We start from the raw sequence: 16424 nt of genomic DNA, 5'->3' as shown, positions 1-16424 counted from the left end.
TCCTTGTGTACGAATAGGGTTCAGAGGAAGGCGTTGACGCCGGTAAGTGCGCGCCCGATGAGCAGTTTCTGAATCTGGCTGGTGCCCTCGTAGAGGGTGAGCACGCGCGCGTCGCGCAGGTACTTCGACACCGGGTACTCATCGATGTAGCCGTATCCGCCGAACACCTGGATGGCATTGTTGGCGGCCTTCACCGCGGCCTCGCTGGCGAACAGCTTGGCGACCGACGCCTCGGTGCCGAAAGGCTTGCCCTTCTCCACCAGATCCGCCACCCGCCAGGCCAGCAGCCGCGCGGCCTCGACCTCGACCGAGATGTCGGCGATGAGTTCCTGAACCAGCTGGTAGGAGGCGATCGGCTTGCCGAACTGTTCGCGCTCCCGAGCGTATTTCACCGCGGCCTCGAGGCAGCCGCGCGCGACGCCGACACACCCTGCGGCCACGCCCATGCGGCCCTTGTCGAGCGCGCCCATGGCGATCTTGAAGCCCTGGCCGAGCTCGCCGAGCCGGTTGGTGTCGGGCACTCGCACCCGGTCCAGGACCAGTTCGGCGGTGGCCTGGCCGCGCAGGCCGAGCTTGCCCTTGATCTCCTTGCGGGTGAGGCCCGGCGCGTCGGTGGGGACCAGGAACGCGGTCACACCCTTGGGCCCGGGCCCGCCGGTACGCGCGAAAATGATCGCGACGTCGGCCCAGGTGCCGTTGGTGATGAACATCTTGGTGCCGGAGATCAGCCAATCCTCGCCGTCGGCAACGGCTCTGGCGGTGAGGTTGCCCGCGTCGGAGCCGGTGTCGGGCTCGGTGAGACCGAAGCAGCCCAGCGCCCGGCCCGAGCACAGGCGCGGCAGCCACTCCTGCTTCTGCGCCTCATTGCCGTAGGTCTTGATGGACTTGGCGACCAGCCCGAGCGATACCGACACGATGCCGCGCACCGAACTGTCGCCACGGCCGAGTTCCTCGAGCAGCAGGCAGTAATCGAGCGCGGTGCCACCGGACCCGCCGTACTCCTCGGGAATCTCGATGCCCAGAAAGCCCATGTCACCGAGCTTTCCGACGATGGCGGTATCCACCGATTCGGCCCGATCCCACTCGGCCGCGTACGGCACGACTTCCTTGTCGACCCAGGCCCGAGCCAGCTCGCGTAGTTCGTGCTGGGACTCGCCGAGTTCGAAGTCCATGATTGTGATCTCTCCTAACCAAACGGTGTTAGGTTTATGACTCGAAGTTATCCTAACAGTGTTCGGTTTTTCAAGATCCGAGTGATAAATTCAACCGCCTACGGGGGCTCATTGGGGTTCTCCACAGAGGGAGGTGAGCCGGATGGCCAGACCGAAAGTGCCGCTACTGAGCCGCGAACGCATTCGCGAGGCGGCCCTGACCCTGATCGACCGGGACGGTCTCACCGATCTGTCCATGCGCAAGCTCGCCGCCGAGCTGGGCGTGCAGGCCGCCTCGATCTACACCCACTACCCCAATAAGGACGCGGTTTTCGACGACATCGCGGGCGGCATCATGGCCCGCGTCGACACCTCCGGGTTCGAGTCAGGCGACTGGCGCACCGGCCTGGTGTCCTGGGCCCACTCCTACCGCGACGCCCTGGTCCTGCATCCGAATTTCGTCGCCTACCTGGCCGCGGGGCCGGGCACCCGCGAGGAGAATCTCCGCCACGCCGACGCCGTGCACGGCGGGCTGGTCTCGGCGGGCTGGCCGCCGCGCGACGCCACCATGATCGGCGCGGCCACCCGGTATCTGGTCATGGGCGCGACCATGGGTTCGTTCTCCCGCGGCTTCGTCGACGACGTCAAGGTCTATCGCGACCGCTACCCACACCTCGAGCAGGCGCATCTACTGCGCGCCAAGGCCGACGAAATCGACTCCGAGAGTTTCGAACTGGCGTTGTCCGCCTTCGTGGACGGCCTGCAATTGCGGTTCGACGCCATCGCGAAAAGGCGGGCCCGCCGTCAGCAGACCCGCCTTGCCGAATCCGATTAGGCGATGTGCTCTTTGGCCTCGTCGTACCCGGCGTCCGCGGGTACGCTCGCGGGGCCGTAGACCTGGTGCGTCACACCGGTCTTGAAGGCCTTGACCGAAAGCAGCTGCAGCGGAATCGGATCGCCCTCCTCGAACAACCGCAGCCCGCCGTTCTGCAGCGCCACCGGGTGCACGAGCAGATGCAGCTCGTCGATCAGTTCCGCGGCCAGCAGCTGCCGAACCACCGAGGGCGAGCCGCTCATCGAGATCTCGCCGCCCTCCTCGGCCTTCAGCAGTGCCACGGCCTCCACCAGGTCCCCTTGCAGCTGTTCGGAATTGCGCCAGTCGAACTCCAATTCCCGGTGCGAGGCAACGATTTTCCGCATATCGCCGAGTGCCTTGGCGAACCCGGCGTCCTCGCCGCCCGCGGCCTCCCGCTCCGGCCACGCGCCGGCGAACGAGTCATAGGTGACCCGCCCGAACAGCAGCGTGTCGGCCGGGGCGACGAGCGCCGAAACAGCCTCGCCCATCTCGTCATTGAAGTACGGGAAGTGCCAGTCCTGCGGGTCGGCGACAATGCCGTCGAGGGAAATGAACAGTCCAGCGGTGATCTTGCGCATGAGTGTGCTCCTTGCCAGTGATGATGTCGTTAGGCCGCGCGGTCACTGATACGACGGCCCCCCGATCCGAAACTCATCGGTGCTCACACCCCTGGGAGCCCACGACATCACGGATACCCTCCAGAGTGCGGCATACCCGACCGTCAGGTCTCGAAAATCGGCACACTACTGGCCGGTTGGGTTCCCGTGCAGCAGTTGCTCGGCGATCGATCGAACCCGGGAAAGCGTGATGCCGTTGCGCTGTTCGACGGCCAGCGGATGATCGGTCGGCTCCAGCTCCACGCGGGGACGGGAGCCGACCGGCTGGGTGTGCAGCTTGGTCTTCAGGTTCAACGTCGCCGGTTCGTACAGCGGCAGTACGGTGGACAGCCAGCCGAAATACGGTGGCTCCTCGACCCTTTCGGGCCGCTCCCAGACCTCCGACATGCGCTCGAAGGTCTGCCGACTGACCGATACCCAGACGCCCCAATCGAATTCGCCGCCGGTGTCGACGATCGGCAGGATCAGGCGCGCCCGGATGAAGAAGTGCGAATCCGCGATCACGCACTGTTCCTCGCCGAGCACGCTGCCCGGCTGGTTCGCGACGTCGGAGTTCCAATACGCGGGCGCGGGAACGCCGTAACCCAGGGGCGGGCCCTCGTGCAGCTCGGCGCAGGAGGAGCAGGTGTAGGTGGAGCCGGTCATCCGGGGAGCGTAATCGACCATGGCGCAGCGGGACAGCCGCGGTCAGCGGAGGCCGGAGAACAGGTCGTCTTCTTGCGCAGGGGCGGTGGGGACGCGGTTGAAGTGGAGGATGAAGGTTTCGGTTTGGAAGATCAGTTGCTGGAGGTCGGGGGGTAGGTTGAGGAAGGGGACGCTGTCGCCTTGGCTGGCGTGGGCTTCGAGGGCCTTGACCTTGCGGCGGGTGTAGGGGGCGACGTCGACGAAGGTGGTGATCTCGTCCATGGGGGTGCCGAAGTCTTCCGGCGGGTCGAAGTCGATCAGGCCGTTGGCGCGCAGGGTTTCGAACATTTCCCGGGAGCTCTCGCGCGGGATCGCGGTGTAGTAGAGCTTGTCGGGGATGCCGGTTTCCGCGGCGGCGGCCAGGGCGATGCGGTTGGCCTGGATGTGGTCGGGGTGGCCGTAGTTGCCGTTCTCGTCGTAGGTGACGACGACCTGGGGGCGGTATCGGCGCATGAGGTCGGCCAGGCGGGCGGCGGACTGCTCGACGGGGACATTCCAGAAGGCGTCGGGATGCCGGTTGCCCTCCCAGCCGTCCATGCCCGAGTCGCGGTAGCCGAGCAGTTCAACGTGCTCGATGCCGAGCACGGCCGCGGATTCCTTCAGTTCGGAGAGGCGTTGAGCGCCCACCGCGTTCGGATCGTGGCCGGGCTCGCCGGGTTTGATGCCGCCGGGCGCGTCGCCCTGCTCGCCATTGGTGCAGGTCACCAGGACCGTGCGGATGCCCTCGGCGGCGTAGCGGGCGAACACGCCGCCGGTGCCGATGACCTCGTCGTCCGGGTGGGCGTGGATGGCCATGATCGTCAGCTGCTCAGCCATGAGTCTCCGTTTGTTCCGTGGTCGGCGCTTTCACTCTATGAACCCGCGACCCGGGGCGGTGATTCCGGACGGCGAACTACACGGGCAGCAGCTGCCTGATGAGCTTCCAGCGCAGCGGAATGGCGCCCTCGGTCCGGAGCATGCGCAGCAACGCCACCGCGGCGTGGTGCGGGGTCGGGGTGATCGGCACGCCCGCCGCCGCCACCTGCCACGGCAGCGGCGAGCGCGGATCCGGAAGCACCATCACCGGCATCCCGAGCGCCCGGGCATCCATGACGCCCTCGGTCGAACTCAGCACCGCGACCACGTTTCCGGGTGCCATACCGAGCGATTCGAGGACGATCTCGAGCAGATCGCCGGGCGTCGAACAATCGGCGGGATCGCCGACGACAATGCTCGACACCTGCTCGAACAGCTCGGGCCGTGCATCGGTCAGCGCCGCGACATCCCGTGCGGGCTCGGTGGTGGCCACGACAACGGGAACATGACCGGCGACAACCCGCACCAACGCCTCGGCACCCTCGCTCAGAATCCCGTCGAGATCCAGGACAACCGCACCGATCATGCCGAACTCCCCATCTCAGAAATCAGACAAATCAGTCACCAGCTTAGGTTGGCAACCGCCCAGCGGCCCGCCCGATCGCGTTCGTACTTCATATATTTTGCGGGCGGGAAGGCTCGGACGCTGCGAAAGCCCCAAGTGCGGCCAAGACGATCGCGACCGCAGCGACGCCCGCCGTGCCCGCCCAACCCAGCCACGCGACGGCCGCGGCGCCGAAGGCGGTCCCCAGGCTGCCGCCGATGAAGTACACGACCATGTAGGCGCTGTTGAACCGTGCGGGAGCGCTGGGATCGATGGCGAGGATGCCGCTCTGATTGGCCACCTGGGCAGCGAACAAGCCCGCGTCGAACAGGCCCAGGCACAGCAGGGTGATCGCGGTATTCGACAGGGAGACAGCGAGAATCACCGTGCCCGCCGTGGCGAGGGTCAGGCCGAGCAGGATCACGCGGCGGGCGCCGACACGGTCCGTCCAGGCCCCCGCGATTCGGGTCGCGACGATGCCGAGCAGGCCCGCGAAGGCGTAGAGACCGATCCGTTCGGGCGAGTACGAGAACGGCGGCTCGGACAGGGCGACCGCGAGCCCGGACCAGATCGCGCAGAAGGCGAAGAACCACAGGGCGCCTCGGCCAGCGGCCAACCGGAGGACGGGATAGCGGACAAAGAGGACAGGCATCGCGCGCAGGGTGGCGAGATAGCCCGTGGCCGCAGCTCCGGCAGCCGCGGGCAGGATCGAGCGGGCCGCGACGGCGATCGCGGCGCAACTCGCGGCGAACACGAGCAGCATGCCCCGCCAGCCCATCACCTCCGCGAGCCATCCGCCGACGATTCGGCCCGCGAGGATTCCGGCCGAGATTCCGGCGGTCACGATGCCGAGTACGGTGGCGCGCCGCCGCGGCGCCGCGAATCGTGCTGCGACCGAGCTCAATTGGGCGCCGACCACGGAGCCCGCACCCACCAGGCCGACGGCCGCACCCAGTAGCCATACCGACCCGGCTGCCGCGCTCACGGCCAAAGTCACTGCGAGAAACCCGAATTGGATCGAAACCACCTCTCGGGGCGCGAACCGGTCGACCAGCGGCACGAGTAGCGCCAGCCCGACCAGGAATCCGATGGGCCCGCAGGCCAGCGCCGCACCGACCGCCGCGACCGAGGTCTGCAGCGACGCGGCCACCTCCGCGATGGCCGGTTGCAGCGGATAGATGCTCGCGGTGCCCAGCGCGGCGGCCAACGCCATGAACCACACCACGGGTGTACGCAGCACCGCGGCACGGGTTTCGGGAATCACGTCGAGTTCCATGGCTTCGACGGTAGGAATGCCGGGACACCGCTACCGGCGGGAATCGGACCGCATAGTTGCCTCGACGACCGGCGACCCCGGCCGCCGCATACGCGATACGGCCCCTCGGATATGCCGAAGGCCCCGATCCGCTGCGGATCGGGGCCTTCGGAAATGCGTTGTGCGAGTGGCTACTTCTTCAGGCGCAGGCTGCCGAAGAGGCCTTCCATCTCGTTGTTCGGGCCCGCGGTGAAGTAGAGGGCGTCGGCGTCGCCGAGCGATTCACCGTTGCCGAACATCAGACCCCACAGGCCGTCGATCTCGGCGGGCTTGCCGTCGGCATTGCGCAGGTAGTCGACGAACTTGCCGGACTGGTCGTCCAGGGCGAGGATGCGGCCGGTGCCGCCGAAGTTGCCGATCAGCAGCTTGCCGGACAGCGGGCCGAAGCCCTGCGGGGCGACGGTGACGGCCCACGGCGCGTTGAGGCGGCCGTCGGCGTCGAGGGTGCGGACCAGCTTGCCGTTCTTGTCGAACTCCGCGACCTGGCCCTTCTTGGCCTTGTAGTTCGCGTCCTTCTCCTGGTCCTTGTCCAGCTTGTCCTCTTCACCCTTCTTCAGCTGGGTGGGGTCGCCGTCCTTGGGCTGGGTGATGGCGTAGGTGACGAAGACGCGGTCGCCGATGGTGGCGACATTGAAGGGCGCCGGATCGCCGATCTTCAGCTTCTTGCCCTTGGACGCGTCGGCCGGGTCGATGGCGTCACCGGTGGCGAAGGGGTTGGCGAAACCGGTGGTGGGCACCAGCTTCCAGTCCTTGTCGAAGGTGCGGATCTGCGGGTCCTTGCCGAAGTCGGCGGCCAGCAGCTTGGTGCCGGACGGGTCCAGGGCGATGCCCTTGAAGCCCATTCCCTGTGCGGTGCCGTCGAATTCGAGCACGGCCGGGCCGTCGTGGCGCACGATGGCGCCGCCCGCGCCCTGCTCGGTCCAGCCGGAGATCTTGCCGGAGTCGGTGGCGAAGATGAATCGCGCGGAGCCGGTGAGCTTCTCGTCCTTGCCGTCGTAGCTGACCGGCTGGTCCTTCACCGCGAAGATGTCGGAGGTGATGGGGGCCGGGTTGAAGACCACGCCGGTGGTCTTGCCCTCGGAGTCGTCACCGTCGTCGTCCGGGATGGAGTCCGCGCCCGGAATGGTGACCAGCTTCAGCGGATCCTGGAACATCTTCTGGTACTTGGCATCCGGCGAGTGCGTGACATCGCCGACGTACTGGAACGAGTACCCGCCCGCGCCGACCCAGAAGTGCCCGCCCGCGCCCTTGGGCCGGTCCGCGATGCCCCAGGCGTTGATGAACTTCGGATCGGTGAACTGCGCCTTGTCCGAGTCCTTGTTGGAGGCGATATTGACCTGGACGTACTGATTCCCGTCGAGCGCCTTCACGTCGTCGTCCGACTTCGTATTGCTGCACGCCGCCGCCACAACCAGCGCCGCCCCCAGCGCCGACACGCGCATCAGGTTCTTGCGCACCGCCGGCATACCGCCCGAGCGTCCGTTCATCTTCCAGGTCCTTCTTCCAACAACGCCCAGGTGCGGCGTTAGGTGATGCTAACCATAGCTGCACCCGCGCACCCCGTCATTAGGGGACCCTCATTTCCATCCGAAACCGTCTTCTCCCCTGGTCAAGCCCCCTCCACCGAAGCGGGCGATAGCGTCGTATGCCCATCGGCCGGACGTAGGGTGAGGTCTCATGGAGGCGGACTGGGAACTCGAGGAGCTGCGGTCGGTGCTGTCGTGCGTTTTCGTGAAGCTCGAGGCGGAGAGCTTGACCGAAGCGGATCGACGCGATCCAGGATGCCGTTGTCGACGGGGAACCTGAATGCGGCATCCTCCGGTCGGTCGGCGACGAATGACTGATCCGGGTCTACTCGTTCCGAGAAGGATGGGGAATGCCGATCGGGAGGGTTTCGCGACGCCGACTGCTGGGCAGTGCGCTGGCGGCGGGGGCGAGCGCGGTCGTCGGGCGCGCGCCCGCCGGGGCGCAGAACACTGTCCGAGATCGCTCTCGTAGCGAGTTACTTGCCCGGGAGCTGTTGGGGATCGACGAGAACGGTGACGATCTCACGTTGGCATATTTGAAGATCCTCATCGATTCCGGGCTGCCCGCCGGGGGCGAGCGGAGGAAGATCATTGTCGTCGGGGCCGGTCCGGCCGGGTTGTGCGCCGCGAATCTGCTGGTCGAGGCCGGGCATGTGGTTACGGTGTTGGAGGCCAACGGGAATCGCACGGGTGGGCGGGTCAAGACGGTGCGGGGCGTGTTCGCCGATTCGGCCCTCTACGCCGAGGCCGGGGCTATGCGGTTGTCGAGTGCGCATCCGATGGTGTTGGCGCTGGCGGACAAGCTGGGTTTGCGGCGCAGGCCGTTCTACAACTCGGATGTGCTCGTCGAAACTCCTACACCGGTGACGCCCGCGGTGTTCTATCGCTCGTTCACCGGCGAGGAGTGGTCCAACGGGCCGCGGGCGGAATTCGAGTTTCCGGCCGCGGCGCGGCACAGCCTGGTGCATGTGAACGGGATGGCTTGCACGCGTGGGGAATACGCCGCGGATCCGAAAGCGGTGCATGCCGGGTTCGGGTGTGGGCTGACGGTGACGAGCGGCACGGCCCTCGATGCCGCGGTGCGGCAGGTCGCGGTGTTGGGCGACCTGTCGATCGAGCAGCAGGTCGAGGGTTGGGCCGCGTTGCTGGACAGCTACGAGAATCATTCCCTGCGTGACTATCTCCGGGAACAGAGCTGGTCGAAGGAGCAGCTCGAGGCGGTCGGCACCCTCGAGAATCTGACCGCCCGACTACGCAACAGCGTGGTGTTCCCGCTGGTCGATCACACACTCATCCCGCCCGATGCCGGGTATTGGGAGTTGGCCGGTGGCATGGCGTCGCTCACCGACACTCTGACCCGGCGGCTCGGCCCGGCGATCCTCTTGGGCAAGCGCATGACCCGGCTGGAACAGTCCGAGCGCGGGGTCAGAGTTTGGACCACCGCCGAGACCGGGAACGAAGGCTCCGACGGCCGTCCGATCGATCCGGTCGAATCCTTCGACGCCGACTACGCGCTCGTCGCGATCCCGTTCACCGCGGCGCGGTTCTGCACCTTCGACCCACCGCTGTCCTACGACAAACGCCGAGCCGTCATCGAACTGCACCACGACTCGGCGACAAAGATATTGCTGGAGTTCAAGACTCGCTTCTGGGAGCGGGGACCGGCCAGGTTCCGCGGCGGGAGCTGCATCACCGACCTGCCGAATCGTTCCATCCGTTTCCCCTCCCACGTCGAGGACTCCGACGGCGGTGTGGTGCTGGCCTCCTACACCTTCGGCGACGACGCCATGCGCTGGGACGCGCTCACCGAGGGCGAGCGCATCCACTTCGCGCTCGCGGGGATGCGTGAACTGTTCGGCCCGCAAGTCGATGCCGAATTCACCGGCGTCGGGATCACCCAGAGCTGGGCGCGAGCCCGCTACGCACTCGGGGAAGCCGCCATCCCGACCCCCGGGCAGCTGCACGAGCATCACCTCGCGGCCAGATCGGTTGAGGGCAGGGTGCATTTCGCCGGGGACCACACCAGCCTCAACACGGCGTGGATCGAAGGCGCGCTCGAAAGCGGAGTCCGGGCCGCACTCGAGATACATCAGCGTTGAGACGACCCGATCCACCGGCCGGACGGGCAACGTTGCGCGTCCGGCCGGTGGGGTTGTCGGTCAGAGCTGGAATTCGGCTCGGACCTGGTCTTCGGTGAGGCCGTAATCGGCGAGCGAGTACTTGTGGACCGGTTTGCGGTCCCCGGACTTGCTCTCCTCATCGAGGGTCGTCATGGCGGCGCGGGCCGAATCCGTGTAGTCCAGGCCGAATTTCGAGTAGATCTTCTCGACGGTGGCGAACGGGTCGGCGCGCAGTTCGTCGAATTCGATGTCCAGGAACTGATCCGGGTTGTAGCGGGCCCGGGCGGCATTGAATTCTCGCAGTCCGCGCGACCACAGTTCGAGCTGTGACGAGCCGATCTTCTCGCCCACGAACGTCGTGGACCAGCCCTTGGTGGTCGCCTCGGACAGACTGCACGACGAGCCCACAATGGTGACCGGGTCGCGGTGGGTCTGGATGATCAGCGCGTCGGGGTAGACCTTCATGAGCGCGTCCAGGGCGAACAAATGGCTGGGGTTCTTCAGAATCCAGCGGCGGTTGTCGTCCAGGCCGATCAGTTGCAGGTTCTTCTTGTGCCGGGCGTAGGCGTCGGTCCAGTCCTGCTTGCGCAGCCATTCCGAATAGGTCGGCAGGTAGGCCAGCGATTCGTAGGACACGGATTTCACTGTCTGACGCAGCAGCTGCCAGCATTCCTCGGGCTCGGCCGCGGTCATGTAGTGCAGGCCCATGTACTCCGGATTCTCGATCCGAAGCTGGGCGAACCCCTTGTCGACGGCCTGGTAGACGGGATTGTCGGCCCAGGTGTCGCGCGGCGGTCGGGGCTGCGGGAAGTCGGCGAGCCACATTTCCAGCGCCTGATGCTGCGGGTCGGCGGCGAGCAGGCGGTGCAGCGCGGTGGTGCCGGTGCGGGGCAGGCCGGTCACGAAAATCGGCCTGGTGATGCGGGTTTCGGCAAAACCCGGGTTGGCGGCCCAAGATGCCTCGCTCAAAGCGCGGGCGACGAGCGCCCCACGCAGGAAGAACCGGCTCATCTTGGACCCGAGCTCGGTGAGCCCGGCATCGCGCTGATAGGACTCCAGCAGGACGCCGAGCGCCTCCAGATAGTCGTCGGACCCGAAATCGGTGAGCCCGCAGACCTTCGACGCCGAGTGGTGCAGATCCTCGACGGTGCCGACGTTGGTACGTCCGGTCATGGTAGTGAAACTCCTAGCTCAGACGTGGTATTCGCCGCAGTTGACGTCGATGGTCTGCCCGGTGATGGCATTGGCCCACGGCGAGGTCAGGAAGACGACGGTCTGCGCGATCTCATCGGGCAGCGGCAGCCGCTTCAGGTCGGATTTGGACGCGGTCTGCTGGTAGACCTGCTCCTCGGTGATGCCGTACTTCTTGGCGATCTCGCCGAAATACCACTTGAGCTGATCGGTCCAGATGTAGCCGGGGAGCACGCTGTTGACGCGAATCCCCTTCTCCCCCAGCTCGGTCGCCAGGGTCTGCGACATGGCCAGCAGCGCCGCCTTGGCGATCTTGTAGCTGCCGTAGCGGGGCTCGGAGTGGCGCAGCACCATGGAGTTGACCATGACGACCGAACCCTTGGTCTCGGCCAGCGCGTCGGTGAACGCCTGTGTCATGCGCAGATTCCCGAGCACGGTGAGATCCACGCTCTCGCGGATCTGCTCGAAGTCGGTGCGCGCCAACGGCTTCATGGACGGCACCTTGAACGCGTTGTTGACCAGCGCGTCCACGCGGCCGAAGGTCTCGAGAGTCCGCTTGGCCAGGTTCTCGACGGTCGCCGGATCAGTGATATCCGTAGGCACACACAGCGTTTCCGCGCCACCCTCGGCCGCGATCTCCTCCGCGACCTCCTTCAACTTCGATTCGGTACGCGCCGCGAGCACGACCTTGGCCCCGGCGGCGGCTGCCTCGAGAGCGATGGAGCGTCCCAAACCGGGCCCGATCCCGCTGACCACGACAACCTTGTCGGCCAGCAGCCCCGTCTTCAGACGGCTCATCCCAGCATCCTTTCCGCGAAGCCGCGCTGACGAGCGGCGATCCGCTCCCGCCATCCGGCCTCGTCGATCCGATTGTGTTCGAAGTTGGGCAGCCGTTCAGCCACTTTGTCGAAGGGCACGAGCTCGATGGTCGGCCCGTCCTCCGGCGTCATCGCCCGATCCACCCGCTGCCAGCGGAACTGGAGAATGCCCAGCTTGCGCCCGGTGGTCTCGATCCAGTTGGCGACGCCCGGATTCCGCGCCGATACGACCATGCGGATCATGCCGTCCGGATCCACCTGCGCCTGCCGGTGATTCAGCGACGTCTGGTGGTTGACGTAGTCGAGCGAGATGTACCAGCGGCTGCCCAGTTGGAAACCCTGATACGGCGCATCGGATTTCGGCACGGTGATGATCAGCGCCTGATCGTACTCGAGCTCGAAATGCCCCACCGAGGAGTACTGGGTGCTCAATCCGCCCGGCGTGAGCCGCGGTTCGGTCAGCGTATTGACCGGCAGGTTCAGGTAGAACCACTTCGGGAAGTTGAACCAGGTGTGCACCCGGGTCAGCAGCATGCGCCCGGCCGCCCGATACCGCTTGCGCAGCTGTTCCACACCCGCCTCGACCGGCGCGGTGCCGATGGTGTCGACCCGCTCGATGCGAATGGTGCCCTTGCGCTCGGCATTCCAGTCGCCGTACACCTCGCGCACCGCCAGCATGGACGCGCCCTCGCCGAGCACGAAGTAGTTCGGCCCCGGATTCTCCTTGGGCGGCCCGAATCGCAGCTGATAGCTGCCGTCCTCGTTGATCTGGAGCCGCCGGTCGTCGAACGCGTCGTCGCCATTGGGCACATCGGAGGCGGTGTAATCGCCCTTGAGCACCTGGAAACTCAGATCGACCGTGCTGCCGCGCACACCGGTGAGCAGGTATTCCGCGCCCGGTTCGACATTGGCGCTGTAGTACAGCGTGTCCGGGTTGTCCAGGCCCATCTTGGTGTACGGCCCGGTCGCGGTGACGAAATACGGATGCGAGGTCCCGTGCGCCCGCGACAGCTGCAACACCGCGGCGATTCCGGCTTGCAGATAGTCGTATCCCTCCGCCAGATCGTGCGGATCCCGGATGAATTCGGCGGAGGCGATGAGCTTCTCCGCCTCGGCGACGGCCGCGAGGAACGGCTCGGTGAGCGGCAGCTCGGCTTTCTCGATGTCTGTCATCAGCTTTCAGCGATCCCTAGTGATTCTCGAATTCGATGGGCGATCTCGGCCGGCGTCCCGTCCGAGGGGGTGATGGTCAGATCGGCGAACTCCGGCCGCTCGTATGGCGAGCTGACACCGGTGAATTCCGGCAGTTCCCCGGCGCGCGCCTTCTTGTACAGGCCCTTCGGGTCGCGCAGCTCGCATTCCTCGAGCGGGGTGTCCACGAAGACCTCGCGGAAGCGAAGATTCCTGCCGTCGTGCAGCATTCGCGCCTCTCGACGCTCGGCGCGGAACGGGCTGATGAGCGAGACGATGGCGACCACGCCCGCATCCGCGAACAGCGCGGCCACCTCGGAAACGCGGCGGATGTTCTCGCGCCGGTCCTCGTCGGTGAAGCCCAGGTTCTTGTTCAGCCCGTGCCGCAGATTGTCGCCGTCGAGCAGGTAGGCGGGCTGCCCGGCGGCGATCAGCTGCCGCTCCAATTCGACTGCGATGGTGGACTTTCCGGACCCGGACAGCCCGGTCAGCCACACGGTCGCACCCGTGGACAGTCGCTGCCCGCGTTCCACGGCGGAGCTGTGCCACACCACATTCGACGCCTTGTGCTCGACACGCGGTGTGCCGGTGGAGCGTCCGGTGATCATGCCCGCCGCGACGGTCTGATTGGTGGTCTCGTCGATGAGGATGAAGCTGCCGGTGGCGCGGTTCTCGCGGTAGGGGTCGAACAGCAGCGGCTGGCGGCTCTTCAAACTCACCCGCCCGATGTCGTTGAGCCCCAGCGCATCCGCGTCGGTCTGCCGATGCAGTGTATTGACGTCCAGGCGGTAGTCCAGCTCGCTCACCTCGACCTTGGAGGTCTGGGTGGCGGTGCGGATGGAATAGGCGTTACCGGCCCGCAGCTGGGTGTCGTCGGAGAACCAGCACACCATGGCGTCGAGTTCGCGATCGGTGTGCGGCTGGTTGCCGGGCCGCGCGAGCATATCCCCACGCCCGATATCGATTTCGTCATCGAGGGTGAGCGAGACGGCCATCCCGCTGAACGCCTCCTCGACCTTGTCGCCGCCCGGCGCCCAGATCTGCGCCACCCGGCTGGTCCGCCCCGACGGCAGCACCACGACCTCGTCGCCCGGCTTGAAGATGCCGCCCGCGACCGTGCCCGCGTAACTGCGCTGGGTCTCCCCGTGCGGGCGGATCACGTACTGCACCGGCAGCCGGTTGTCGATGAGGTTGCGGTCCGAGGCCACGTGCACCTCCTCGAGATGCCGCAGCAGCGGCGGACCCGGATACCAGTCGGCGGTGTGCGCGGACGGATCCACCACATTGTCGCCGTGCAGCGCCGAGACCGGGATGAAGCTGAGGTCGCCGACATCGAGCTTGGTGGCGAAATCCGCGAACTCCGACCGGATCTCCTCGAACCGCTGCTCGGACCAGTCGACCAGGTCCATCTTGTTCACGCACAGCACCAGGTGCCCGACGCCCAGCAGCGAGGACAGGAAGGCATGGCGGCGCGTCTGCTCGGACACGCCCTTGCGCGCGTCGACCAGGATCAACGCGAGGTCCGCGGTAGATGCGCCGGTCACCATGTTCCGCGTGTACTGCACATGCCCCGGGGTGTCCGCGATGATGAATTTCCGTCGCGGCGTGGTGAAGTACCGGTAGGCGACATCGATGGTGATGCCCTGCTCCCGCTCGGCACGCAGGCCGTCGGTGACCAGCGACAGATCCGGCCCGTCACCGCCACGCGAGAGGCTCGCGCGCTCGATGGCGTCCAGCTGATCGCTGAACAGGCTCTTGGAGTCGAACAGCAGCCGCCCGATGAGCGTCGACTTCCCGTCGTCGACACTGCCGGCGGTGGCAAGCCGTAAAAGGTTGCGGCGCATCAGAAGTAACCCTCTCGCTTGCGATCTTCCATGCCGGATTCGGAGATGCGGTCGTCGGCGCGGGTGGCTCCGCGCTCGGTCAGCCGGGTGACCGCGGTCTCGGCGATCACCTCGGCCGGGTCGGCGGCGCTGGATTCCACGCAGCCGGTGCAGTCGGCGTCGCCGAGCGTGCGGAAGCGGACGGTGGCCTCGAACTTCCGCTCGTCCGGACCGAAGGTCAGGAATCGATTGTCCGCCAACAGCATTCCGTCGCGCTCTACCACGGTGCGCTGGTGCGCGTAGTACAGCGAGGGCAGCTCCACCTCGGCCTGGCCGATGTACTCCCAGATATCGAGCTCGGTCCAGTTCGACAGCGGGAACACACGAATGTGCTCGCCCTTCAGGTGCCGCCCGTTGTAGAGGTTCCACACCTCCGGCCGCTGCGCCCGCGGATCCCACGCGCCGTACTCGTCGCGGAAGCTGAACACCCGCTCCTTGGCGCGCGCCTTCTCCTCATCACGCCGCGCGCCGCCGAACACCGCGTCGAAGCGGTGCTCGCGAATGGTGCGCAGCAGCGTGGCGGTCTGCAGCCGATTGCGGGTCTCGCCCGGGCGTTCGGTCACCCGCCCCGCGTCGATATCGTCCTGCACCTTGCCGACCAGCAATTGCGCGCCCAGCCGCGCCACCGTGCGATCCCGGAAGTCGATGACCTCGTCGAAATTGCGCCCGGTATCGATGTGCAGCAGGGCGAACGGCAGCGGCGCGGGCCAGAACGCCCGCCGCGCCAGCTCCAGCATGACCGCCGAGTCCTTGCCGCCGGAGAACAACAGCACCGGCCGCTCGAAAGTGGCCGCCACCTCCCGAATGATGTGCACCGATTCCGCCTCCAAGGCGTTCAGGTGCGACAGCTCATATCCCGCGCGCATCTCTCAACCCACTCGCCGCGTCGCCGACCCGGGTGACCCGAAGGCTTGCGGTGTCGAATATTCGACGCTATTGTTCGATAATGTGACACCGACGATAGGTCGGCCACCGGGCGACGGTCAATACCCGCGCCCGAATTCCCGCGCACCCGAATCACTCCGATGTGGATGACCGATATCCCGGCCGATACGATCGGCGCGACCAGCCCGCTCGACGGGACCGACCTCAGCAGGGACCGAGTTGCCTGAATCCACCACCGCCCCAGTAGCTTCCGAACCGGGTACGGCGGCCGAACCAGCTCCAGCCCCCGCCTCGCCGCCGACCCACCGCGTCGTGCAGGCGATCGAACTGCTGTCGCGGCATCCGGGCGAACGCCTCTCCCTGGCCCGCATCGTGCGCGCCACCGGCATGTCCCGCGCCACCGCGCACGCGGTGCTGACCCAGCTCACCGCCGACGGCTGGACCGTGCGCGACGGCGACGGAAACTACAGTCTCGGACTGGGCTTGCTGACCGTCGCCCGCCGCGCCGACACCGCCTTCCCGCTGCGCGGCCTGGCGCTGAATCCGATGCGCGCGCTCGCCCAGGACCACAATGTCCCCGTCTTCCTGGCCGAACTGGAACGTCAAGGGACGTCGCCGACGCACGACACGGCAACCGGATACACGGGCCAGGACGCCATCGTCATCACCGAAGTCATCGGCAACCCCTCGGTGCCGTGGATCCGCCACGCCCGCCGCATGCCCTTCGCCCCGCCGGTCTGCCGCGAATTCATTGCCTGGGCACCGGAATCCGACCGCACGGCCTGGCT

General features: G+C 66.7%; 15 protein-coding genes. 3 read left to right on the top strand and 12 right to left on the bottom strand.

The window, feature by feature from the left end; translation table 11 throughout:
* Nucleotides 1–20 precede the first annotated feature (20 nt).
* Entirely contained in the window at nucleotides 21–1172 is a 1152-nt protein-coding gene (locus ACAM49_RS17615) for an acyl-CoA dehydrogenase family protein (protein ID WP_369636605.1), read from the bottom strand.
* 142 nt (nucleotides 1173–1314) lie between these two features.
* Here ACAM49_RS17615 and ACAM49_RS17610 point away from each other — a divergent pair, with 142 nt between their 5' ends.
* A complete protein-coding gene (locus ACAM49_RS17610; protein WP_369636604.1) occupies nucleotides 1315–1986 on the top strand; it encodes a TetR/AcrR family transcriptional regulator in 672 nt (223 codons plus the stop codon).
* On the opposite strand, the gene ACAM49_RS17605 is transcribed toward ACAM49_RS17610, so the two are convergent.
* The 6 genes from ACAM49_RS17605 to ACAM49_RS17580 form a co-directional block, all read right to left on the bottom strand.
* Nucleotides 1983–2585, bottom strand: a complete 603-nt coding sequence (locus ACAM49_RS17605; protein ID WP_369636603.1) for a dihydrofolate reductase family protein — start codon at nucleotides 2583–2585, stop codon at nucleotides 1983–1985. The genes ACAM49_RS17610 and ACAM49_RS17605 overlap by 4 nt on opposite strands.
* A 165-nt stretch (nucleotides 2586–2750) precedes the next feature.
* Nucleotides 2751–3269: a DUF2199 domain-containing protein gene (locus tag ACAM49_RS17600; RefSeq protein WP_369636602.1), complete on the bottom strand. Its 519-nt coding sequence runs from the start codon at nucleotides 3267–3269 to the stop codon at nucleotides 2751–2753.
* A 42-nt stretch (nucleotides 3270–3311) separates the two neighbouring features.
* A complete protein-coding gene (locus tag ACAM49_RS17595; RefSeq protein ID WP_369636601.1) occupies nucleotides 3312–4124 on the bottom strand; it encodes a PIG-L family deacetylase in 813 nt (270 codons plus the stop codon).
* Between the two features lie 76 nt (nucleotides 4125–4200).
* Nucleotides 4201–4689, bottom strand: a complete 489-nt coding sequence (locus ACAM49_RS17590) for a hypothetical protein (RefSeq protein WP_369636600.1) — start codon at nucleotides 4687–4689, stop codon at nucleotides 4201–4203.
* 88 nt (nucleotides 4690–4777) lie between these two features.
* The gene (locus tag ACAM49_RS17585; protein WP_369636599.1) at nucleotides 4778–5983 is read right to left on the bottom strand and encodes an MFS transporter; all 1206 of its coding nucleotides are present in this window, start codon (nucleotides 5981–5983) and stop codon (nucleotides 4778–4780) included.
* Between the two features lie 170 nt (nucleotides 5984–6153).
* A complete protein-coding gene (locus tag ACAM49_RS17580) occupies nucleotides 6154–7509 on the bottom strand; it encodes a TIGR03118 family protein (protein ID WP_369636598.1) in 1356 nt (451 codons plus the stop codon).
* A gap of 389 nt (nucleotides 7510–7898) precedes the next feature.
* On the opposite strand from ACAM49_RS17580, the gene ACAM49_RS17575 reads away from it, so the two are divergent.
* Nucleotides 7899–9647, top strand: coding sequence for a flavin monoamine oxidase family protein (locus ACAM49_RS17575; RefSeq protein WP_369636597.1), 1749 nt, complete (start codon nucleotides 7899–7901; stop codon nucleotides 9645–9647).
* Between the two features lie 60 nt (nucleotides 9648–9707).
* On the opposite strand, the gene ACAM49_RS17570 is transcribed toward ACAM49_RS17575, so the two are convergent.
* The 5 genes from ACAM49_RS17570 to cysD are packed head-to-tail and all read right to left on the bottom strand — an operon-like array spanning nucleotide 9708 to nucleotide 15617.
* A complete protein-coding gene (locus tag ACAM49_RS17570; protein ID WP_369636596.1) occupies nucleotides 9708–10841 on the bottom strand; it encodes a sulfotransferase in 1134 nt (377 codons plus the stop codon).
* Between the two features lie 18 nt (nucleotides 10842–10859).
* Entirely contained in the window at nucleotides 10860–11657 is a 798-nt protein-coding gene (locus ACAM49_RS17565; RefSeq protein WP_369636595.1) for an SDR family oxidoreductase, read from the bottom strand.
* Nucleotides 11654–12850 (bottom strand): hypothetical protein, encoded by a 1197-nt coding sequence (locus ACAM49_RS17560; protein WP_369636594.1) that lies wholly within the window; start codon nucleotides 12848–12850, stop codon nucleotides 11654–11656. Before ACAM49_RS17560 ends, ACAM49_RS17565 begins: the two co-directional genes overlap by 4 nt.
* Nucleotides 12850–14712 carry an adenylyl-sulfate kinase gene (cysC, locus tag ACAM49_RS17555; RefSeq protein WP_369636593.1) on the bottom strand — a complete coding sequence of 621 codons (1863 nt, stop codon included), beginning with the start codon at nucleotides 14710–14712 and terminating at the stop codon, nucleotides 12850–12852. Before cysC ends, ACAM49_RS17560 begins: the two co-directional genes overlap by 1 nt.
* Nucleotides 14712–15617 carry a sulfate adenylyltransferase subunit CysD gene (gene cysD, locus ACAM49_RS17550; protein WP_369636592.1) on the bottom strand — a complete coding sequence of 302 codons (906 nt, stop codon included), beginning with the start codon at nucleotides 15615–15617 and terminating at the stop codon, nucleotides 14712–14714. The genes cysC and cysD overlap by 1 nt, the downstream gene beginning before the upstream one ends.
* A gap of 331 nt (nucleotides 15618–15948) precedes the next feature.
* On the opposite strand from cysD, the gene ACAM49_RS17545 reads away from it, so the two are divergent.
* Nucleotides 15949–16424 (top strand): helix-turn-helix domain-containing protein (locus ACAM49_RS17545; RefSeq protein WP_369636591.1); only part of this gene is annotated, 476 nt, incomplete at its 3' end.

This window comes from Nocardia sp. JMUB6875, assembly GCF_041154655.1.
Classification (GTDB): domain Bacteria; phylum Actinomycetota; class Actinomycetes; order Mycobacteriales; family Mycobacteriaceae; genus Nocardia.
The sequence above is the reverse complement of the archived record's forward strand: the minus strand, read 5'-3'. Positions and strand labels throughout refer to the sequence as shown.

Coding starts and splice junctions, on each gene's coding strand:
- ACAM49_RS17615 (WP_369636605.1), bottom strand. CDS start 1,172: ATGGACTTCGAACTCGGCGAGTCCCAGCACGAACTACGCGAGCTGGCT.
- ACAM49_RS17610 (WP_369636604.1), top strand. CDS start 1,315: ATGGCCAGACCGAAAGTGCCGCTACTGAGCCGCGAACGCATTCGCGAG.
- ACAM49_RS17605 (WP_369636603.1), bottom strand. CDS start 2,585: ATGCGCAAGATCACCGCTGGACTGTTCATTTCCCTCGACGGCATTGTC.
- ACAM49_RS17600 (WP_369636602.1), bottom strand. CDS start 3,269: ATGACCGGCTCCACCTACACCTGCTCCTCCTGCGCCGAGCTGCACGAG.
- ACAM49_RS17595 (WP_369636601.1), bottom strand. CDS start 4,124: ATGGCTGAGCAGCTGACGATCATGGCCATCCACGCCCACCCGGACGAC.
- ACAM49_RS17590 (WP_369636600.1), bottom strand. CDS start 4,689: ATGATCGGTGCGGTTGTCCTGGATCTCGACGGGATTCTGAGCGAGGGT.
- ACAM49_RS17585 (WP_369636599.1), bottom strand. CDS start 5,983: ATGGAACTCGACGTGATTCCCGAAACCCGTGCCGCGGTGCTGCGTACA.
- ACAM49_RS17580 (WP_369636598.1), bottom strand. CDS start 7,509: ATGAACGGACGCTCGGGCGGTATGCCGGCGGTGCGCAAGAACCTGATG.
- ACAM49_RS17575 (WP_369636597.1), top strand. CDS start 7,899: ATGCCGATCGGGAGGGTTTCGCGACGCCGACTGCTGGGCAGTGCGCTG.
- ACAM49_RS17570 (WP_369636596.1), bottom strand. CDS start 10,841: ATGACCGGACGTACCAACGTCGGCACCGTCGAGGATCTGCACCACTCG.
- ACAM49_RS17565 (WP_369636595.1), bottom strand. CDS start 11,657: ATGAGCCGTCTGAAGACGGGGCTGCTGGCCGACAAGGTTGTCGTGGTC.
- ACAM49_RS17560 (WP_369636594.1), bottom strand. CDS start 12,850: ATGACAGACATCGAGAAAGCCGAGCTGCCGCTCACCGAGCCGTTCCTC.
- cysC (WP_369636593.1), bottom strand. CDS start 14,712: ATGCGCCGCAACCTTTTACGGCTTGCCACCGCCGGCAGTGTCGACGAC.
- cysD (WP_369636592.1), bottom strand. CDS start 15,617: ATGCGCGCGGGATATGAGCTGTCGCACCTGAACGCCTTGGAGGCGGAA.